This is a genomic window from Streptomyces sp. NPDC049597 (assembly GCF_040675505.1).
GTDB lineage: Bacteria > Actinomycetota > Actinomycetes > Streptomycetales > Streptomycetaceae > Streptomyces.
This window is the reverse complement of record NZ_JBFAOY010000003.1, coordinates 295693-302832: the sequence shown is the minus strand read 5'-3', so window position 1 is coordinate 302832 and position 7140 is coordinate 295693. Positions and strand designations below refer to the sequence as shown.

The window sequence follows — 7140 nt, the reverse complement described above, 5'->3', positions numbered from 1 at the left end:
ACCATCGAGAGCCCTTACTCACGCCACACCGGGACGACGCTATGCCGTCGTCCCGGGCCGCGGCCGTGCTAGGACTCGGGCCCGGCCGCCAGCAGGGCCTCCAGCAGCGAGCGCAGCCGTGTCGTGCGCTGCGCGCCCGGCACCTCGGCCACGGCACGCGCGAGGGCCTGGTCGACGCCGTGCACGACGGACAGATGACGTTCGGCGCGGCTGAAGGCGGTGTACACCCACGGCCTGCTCAGCAGCCGCGCCGCGTCGCCCGGCAGGACCACGACGACGGCCGGCCAGCGCATGCCCGCAGCCTGGTGCGCCGTGAGCGCCCAGCCGTGGCGGACCTCCGACTCGACCCGGTCCCTCGGGACGACCGTCCCGGTCCCCTCGCAGTCCAGACGCAGCCCCTCCGCGTCCGCCGAGACCACCGTGCCGGTCAGCGTCCGGCCGGGCGCCTGGGCGTGGGCGACCCGGTCACCGGGGTCGAAGCCGCCGAACCGGCCGGGCCCCGGATTCAGCCGCTGCTTGAGCGCCGCGTTGAGCGCGCGGGTGCCCGCCGGGCCGCCGTGGCCGACGGTGATCACCTGGGTCCGGTCGGCCGGTACGCCGATGGCCCGCGGCACCGAGTCGGCGACGAGCTGCACTGTGCGGTGGACCGCTTCCCCGGCGTCACGCACCGGGACGATCACGATCTCCTTCTCCGGTGCCGGCACCTGGTTGAGCTCCCCGACGCCGATGCCGGAGACCAGCTCGCCGAGCGGGCCCGGGTCGGGCGTCCGCGAGGCGATCTGCGGGCACACGCGCGCCGCGACGAGATCGCCGAAGACGCGGCCCGCCCCGGCAGACCCGAGCACGCCGGGGTCGCCGCTGAGCACCAGACGGCTGCCGTCGGGCATCGACTCGACGAGCATCGCGGCGGTCTCCACGTCCAGCTGCGGCGCGTCGAGGACGACGAGGACGTCGAGCGCCAGCGCGCCGTCCTCGTCCTGGCCCGGTCCGGCCGCGCCCGAGAGCAGCGCCGGGACCGTGACGGCGCCGACCTCGGCACCGAGCCTGCGGCTGCCGTTCTCGCCGTGCGTGGCCACGACGGTGCGCAGACCGAGCTCCCGCGCCCGTGCCGCGAGGGCGACGGGCTCGGCGCGGGCCGCCTCGCCGCCGGTGTGCACCACGAGCCCGTGCCCGCCCGCGGCGCGGACCAGCTCGGGGCCCTCCCATTGGTCGGACGGGCCGGTCCTGACGAGCCGGGCGAGCCCGTCGGCCAGGCTCTCCTCGGCCATGGCGTACCGGTCGAGTCCCAGCAGGACGGTCACCGGCTCGGTGCCCTGCTCGTCCTCCACACCCTCCTGGAAGACGAGGACGGTACCGTCGGCGACGGCTTGCTGGACGGCCCGGTCCGGATCGGGCACCTTCCGCTCGGCGAGCGCGGCGCGCACGGCGGAGGCGTCCTGGGCGGTGTGCCCCTGGAGAGCCGCCCGCTCCAGCAGCCAGGCCACGAGCGCCGAGGCGCGCCGCTCGTCACCAGGGCCGCACGCGTCACCGAGCAGCACCCGCGCGAAGCCGTCCGCCTGCTCCGGCCTCACGCCGGGCACGGACAGCAGCTGCCAGGGGTCGTCGGCGAGCAGGTCCGCGGCGGATTCGCCGAGGGCCTCGGCGACCTGGCCGGCCAGCGCCTCGGGCGCGCCGCCCCGGACGAGCACGGCCCGCACGGCGGCCAGGGTCTCGGGCGTGACCTCCGGCGCGTGCGCCGGCACCCGGACGGGCGCGGGTGCGGGCACCGGCGCGGGCCGCCGGGGCACGGGCGGCGCCGCGTCGAAGAACTCCGCTCCGGCGGCGTCGCCGCTCTCCACGGCCCGTACGGCGGCGAGCAGATCGGCGGCCTTCCCGCTGAGCTTGGCCCCGCTGTCGATGGGCCCGCCTCGCTCGGCCTTCCGCTTCTCGATCCGCGCGCGCAGCTCCCGCTGCGCGGCGATCTCCGCCTCGACCTCGTCCCCGCCCTCTGCGGCGCTCGGTGCGTCGTCTCCAGGGGCTGCGTCCCCGGTGCCGTGGCCGTCGCCGTCGTCGGCGGCTGCGCCCGGTCCGCCCGCAGCCCGGTGAGTCTCGCCGTCGTCGGCGGCTGCGTCGCCCGCGTCGTGACCGCCGCCCACCGGGTTCGGGTCGTCCGCCCGGGTCGGGGTCTGGGACCCGTCGGTGTCGCCGCTACCGGTCCCCGCCCCTGCGACCGACCCGCCCCCGCCGCCCTCGGCGGCATCGTCCGCCGCGCTCGGTGCGTCGTGTCCAGCGGCTGCGTCCCCGGTGCCGTGGCCGTCGCCGTCGTCGGCGGCTGCGCCCGGTCCGCCCGCAGCCCGGTGAGTCTCGCCGTCGTCGGCGGCTGCGTCGCCCGCGTCACCGCCGCCCGCCGGGTTCGGGTCATCCGCCCCGTCGATGTGGCCGCCCCGGCTGCCTGTCGTGCCCGCGGCACCACCTTCGGCGGGGCTGCCGTCCGCCCGCTTCGGGGTCTGGGACCCGTCGGTGTCGCCGCCGCGGTCGGTCACCGCGCCTGCGGCCGACCCGCCCCCGCCGCCTTCGGCGGCTGCGTCGCCGACTGCGTGACCGCCACCTGCCAGCTCCAGAGCCTTGGACCCGACGCGGTCTTCGCCGCCCTCGGGACCGCCGCCCGCCCCGGCCGCCGGGCCGGACGCGTCGGACCCGGGCGCGGGGTCGCTGGCCTGAGGCTCGCCCGCCGAGCCACGCTCCGGCCGCGCCCCCGTGGCCGCCGGGCCAGGGCCCTGCGGCCCGCCCGCGGCGGGTGCCGGGGCAGGGGGCTGCGAGTCCGCCGTGGCGGGCGCGGCGGGGGTGGGGCCGGGGGGTCGCCCCGGGGTGGGCGCGGTCACAGCGTGCTCCAGTCCTGGTCGGGATAGCGGTGCACGGGCGCCGACACGTCGTCGAGCGCCTGGCAGATCTCGTCAGGAAGACTAAGCGCCTCCACCGACAACGCCGCCGTGAGCTGCTGTGCGTTGCGCGCGCCCACGATCGGCGCCACCACGCCGGGCCGGTCCCGGACCCACGCGAGCGCCACCTCCAGCGGCGTCGCCGCCAGACCGTCCGCCGCCGTCGCCACCGCGTCCACGATCCGGCTCGCCGCCTCGTCGAGATACGGCTCCACGAAGGGCGCCATGTGCTCCGACGCCCCCCGCGAGTCGGCGGGCGTGGCCGTCCGGTACTTGCCGGTCAGCACACCGCGCCCCAGCGGCGACGACGGCAGCAGCCCCACGCCCAGGTCCAGCGCGGCGGGCAGCACCTCCCGCTCCACGCCTCGCTGCAGCAGCGAGTACTCCATCTGCGTGCTCGCGAGTCGCGTCCGCACCCCCGGCGCCGACATCTGCCAGGTCGCGGCCTTCGCCAGCTGCCAGCCGCAGAAGTTCGAGACCCCCGCATACAGGGCCCGGCCGCTCGCGACGGCGATGTCCAGAGCCTGGAGCGTCTCGTCCAGAGGTGTGCCGGGGTCGAAGGCGTGGACCTGCCACAGGTCGACGTAATCCGTCCCGAGCCGCTCCAGCGACGCGTCGAGCGCGGCGAGCAGATGCCCGCGCGACCCGTCGAAGCGCCGGTCCGGATCGGGCACGCTGCCCGCCTTCGTCGCTATGACCAGGTCGCGCCGCGGCACGAGGCGCTCCACGAGCCGGCCCAGCAGGTACTCGGCATCCCCGCCGCCGTAGACGTCGGCCGTGTCGACGAGCGTTCCGCCCGCCTCCCAGAACGCCTTCAACAGGTCGGCGGCGTCGTGCTCGTCGGTGTCCCGGCCCCAGGTGAGGGTGCCGAGTCCGATACGGGACACGCGCAGGCCGGTGCGGCCGAGATGCCTCTGCTCCATGGGCGCTGAGATTACTGGCCGGGGACCACGCCGAGAGAGCCTGTGGACAACCTCCCCCTGCCGTATCGAGGGCACCCACGCTAGAGTCCCCGGAACAGGGACGTTACTGATCAGTAAGAGGGAGCGGTTATGCGGCTCGGCATCAACCTCGGTTACTGGGGTGCGGGGATGGACGGCGACAATCTCGCCGTCGCGCAGGAGGCCGACAGGCTCGGCTACGACGTCTGCTGGGCCGCGGAGGCGTACGGCTCCGACGCTCCCACCGTGCTCAGCTGGGTCGCCGCCCAGACCGAGCGCATCGACGTCGGTTCCGCGATCCTCCAGATCCCGGCCCGCCAGCCCGCCATGACGGCGATGACCGCCGCCACCCTCGACTCGCTCTCAGGCGGCCGCTTCCGCCTCGGCCTCGGTGTCTCCGGTCCCCAGGTCTCGGAGGGCTGGTACGGGGTCAGGTTCGACAAGCCGCTCGCCCGCACCCGCGAGTACGTCGAGATCGTCCGCAAGGCGATGACCCGCGAACGTCTGACGTACGAGGGCGAGCACTGGACCCTTCCGCTCCCCGGCGGTCCCGGCAAGCCGATCAAGCTGACCGTCCATCCGCAGCGGGAGCACATCCCCCTCTACATCGCCGCGATCGGCCCCAAGAACCTGGAGCAGACCGGCGAGATCGCCGACGGCGCCCTGCTGATCTTCCCCTCCGCCGACCACCTGGAGGAGACCGCCCTCAAGCACCTGCGCGCGGGCCGGGAGAAGGCCGGAAAGACGATGGAGGGCTTCGACGTCTGCCCCACCCTGCCGCTGGCCGTCGGTGACGACGTCACCGGGCTCGCCGACATGTTCCGCCCCTACACCGCGCTGTACGTCGGCGGCATGGGCAGCCGGAAGCAGAACTTCTACAACCAGCTCGCCCAGCGCATGGGATACGAGAAGGAGGCCGCCGAGATCCAGGACAGGTACTTGTCCGGAGACAAGCCGGGCGCGGCCGCGGCGGTGCCGCACCAGCTGATCGACCAGACGGCGCTGCTCGGTTCCGTGGAGCGGATCGCCGACCGGATGACCGCCTACGCCGCCGCCGGGGTCACCACCCTGACCCTCTCCCCGGCCGGTTTCACGCTCGACGAGCGCATCGCCGCGCTGCGCGCCGGCACCGAGGCCCTGGAACTCGCCGGCGTCACCTGACGAGAAGTCTGCGGCCGTGGTGGGGGCTCGGGGGGTCTTCCCCGCCACGGCCGTCACGGGGTACAACGCGCGACCGGCGCGGCGGTTACTGCCGCGGCGCCGCGTGCCTTCGTCCGTTCGGACCAGTCGGTCCCGCCACCTGTTGCCACGTTCGGCGTCCCGCACTTGACTCGTTGTCCGCGGATGCCTTCACGGAGGTGGGAGACATGCTCTCGGCCCGAAGCATTTTCCAGGAGATCGTCGACAGCGACGACGCCTACCAGCTGTTCTGCTCCATCGCGGCCAGCGGCGAGAGGCAGGGCGGCTGGGAGAACGCGCGTATCGCGGCCCTGGTCCCGGAGAGCATGCGCCGTCTTGCACCCAAGATCACCCGCCACGGCGCGGACGAGGACAAGCACGGCAGGATCTTCGGCGCGCTGCTCAAGAAGCGGCGGCTGGACCCCGTCCCCGTACCGCCCGAGACCGACTACACGATGCTGCTCGAGAAGCGGGGCATCGGGCTCGCGCACGACAAACTGCGCCGCGACGAGCCGCTCACCGAAGAGGACATCGTCGTCTACCTCGCGCACAGCCGGGTCACCGAGCAGCGCGCCGCCGACCAGATGGTCATGCTCGTCAAGCACTTCGGCGACCATCCGGAGGTGGGCAGGGCCATCAGGATGATCTCCGCGGACGAGGACAACCATCTCGCCTACTGCCACGAGGAGTTGCTCCGGCTCGCCGCGGCCGGGCACGGCCGCAGGATCCAGCAGGTGCTGTGGGAGAGCGCGCTCAACGAGATCGCGGTCCACCGCGACGTCAGCCTGGCCGTGATGGGCCACATGGGCCGCCTGCTGCGCTGGCCGAAGGCCAAGTCGGCGGCGCTCGCCGCGGGCGTTCACGGGATGTACGCGTACGAGCGGATCGGCGGCTGGCGGCGCATGGTCACCCTCGCGATGCCGGAGCGGCGCGGAGCGCTCGACGGGCCGCCCACGCCCGCGCCCGCCGTCTGACCGGCCCCGACGCCGGGCCTACAGCCAGCCCCGGTGCTTGAACAGCCGGTGCAGGCCGACGACCGCGCCCGCCATCAGCAGCAGGACCGCCGGATACGCCCACACCCAGTGCAGCTCCGGCATGTGGTCGAAGTTCATCCCGTAGATGCCGGCGACCATCGTCGGGACCGCGGCCATCGCGGCCCAGGCCGAGATCTTGCGCATGTCGTCGTTCTGCCGGACGCCCATCTGCGCGAGATGGGCGGACAGGATGTCCGACAGCAGCCGGTCCAGCCCCTCCACCTGTTCGTTCGCCCGGGTCAGGTGGTCGCTGACATCCCGGAAGAACGGCTGCGAGTGCTCGTCGACGAACGGCACGCCGGCCCCCGCGAGCCGCGTCATCGGCGCCGCCAGCGGCCCCGCGGCCCGGCGGAACTCCAGCACCTGGCGCTTGAAGGTGTAGATCCGCGCCGCCGTGTTCCTGGCGTCCTTGCCGCCCGGGGCGAAGACCTCCGCCTCCGTCTCCTCCAGGTCCAGTTGCAACTCGGCCGCCACCTCTATGTAGTGGTCGACGACCGCGTCGCTGATCGCGTAGAGCACCGCGGTCGGCCCGTGCCGCAGCACCGTCGGCTCCGCCTCCAGCCGTTCGCGCACGGCGTGCAGCGGGGCGCCCTCGCCGTGGCGGACCGTCACCACGAACGAGTCCCCTATGAAGACCATCAGTTCGCCGGCGCTGACCGTGTCGCTCTCGGTCTCGTAGACCACCGGCTTCAGCACCACGAACAACGAGTCGTCGTACACCTCCAGCTTCGGCCGCTGATGTGCCTTGAGCGCGTCCTCCACCGCCAGCGGGTGCAGGCCGAACTCCTCGGAGACATGGTCGAACTCCTTCTCCGTCGGTTCATGCAGGCCGATCCACAAGAAGGCGTCGCCCGTGGCCCTCGCCTCGTCCAGGGCATCGGAGAAGTCCGACGGGCCCTCGGTGCGGCGTCCGTCGCGGTAGATGGCGCAATCCACGATCATCCGAGCATCTTCTCCACGTCGTTGGGCCGCGCAGGAGCAGGCCGGGCTCGCGTCACGGTCTCCCTTCCGCGGAGACGATCCTGTCCGGCGGCCGTCGTCGAACCACGCGGTAGCTGATACCCCCGG

General features: G+C 73.9%; 5 protein-coding genes. 2 read left to right on the top strand and 3 right to left on the bottom strand.

Features of this window, described 5'->3' with window-relative positions:
- Positions 1–68 precede the first annotated feature (68 nt).
- Positions 69–2135, bottom strand: coding sequence for an ATP-binding domain-containing protein (locus tag AB0K02_RS06705; RefSeq protein ID WP_365991269.1), 2067 nt, complete (start codon positions 2133–2135; stop codon positions 69–71).
- A 722-nt stretch (positions 2136–2857) separates the two neighbouring features.
- Positions 2858–3841: an aldo/keto reductase gene (locus tag AB0K02_RS06700; protein WP_365991254.1), complete on the bottom strand. Its 984-nt coding sequence runs from the start codon at positions 3839–3841 to the stop codon at positions 2858–2860.
- Between the two features lie 129 nt (positions 3842–3970).
- Here AB0K02_RS06700 and AB0K02_RS06695 point away from each other — a divergent pair, with 129 nt between their 5' ends.
- Both AB0K02_RS06695 and AB0K02_RS06690 read left to right on the top strand, forming a co-directional pair.
- Positions 3971–5020 (top strand): LLM class F420-dependent oxidoreductase, encoded by a 1050-nt coding sequence (locus AB0K02_RS06695; protein WP_365991253.1) that lies wholly within the window; start codon positions 3971–3973, stop codon positions 5018–5020.
- A gap of 206 nt (positions 5021–5226) precedes the next feature.
- The gene (locus AB0K02_RS06690) at positions 5227–6012 is read left to right on the top strand and encodes a ferritin-like domain-containing protein (RefSeq protein WP_365991252.1); all 786 of its coding nucleotides are present in this window, start codon (positions 5227–5229) and stop codon (positions 6010–6012) included.
- Between the two features lie 18 nt (positions 6013–6030).
- On the opposite strand, the gene corA is transcribed toward AB0K02_RS06690, so the two are convergent.
- Positions 6031–7014: a magnesium/cobalt transporter CorA gene (corA, locus tag AB0K02_RS06685; protein WP_365991251.1), complete on the bottom strand. Its 984-nt coding sequence runs from the start codon at positions 7012–7014 to the stop codon at positions 6031–6033.
- Between the last annotated feature and the right edge of the window lie 126 nt (positions 7015–7140).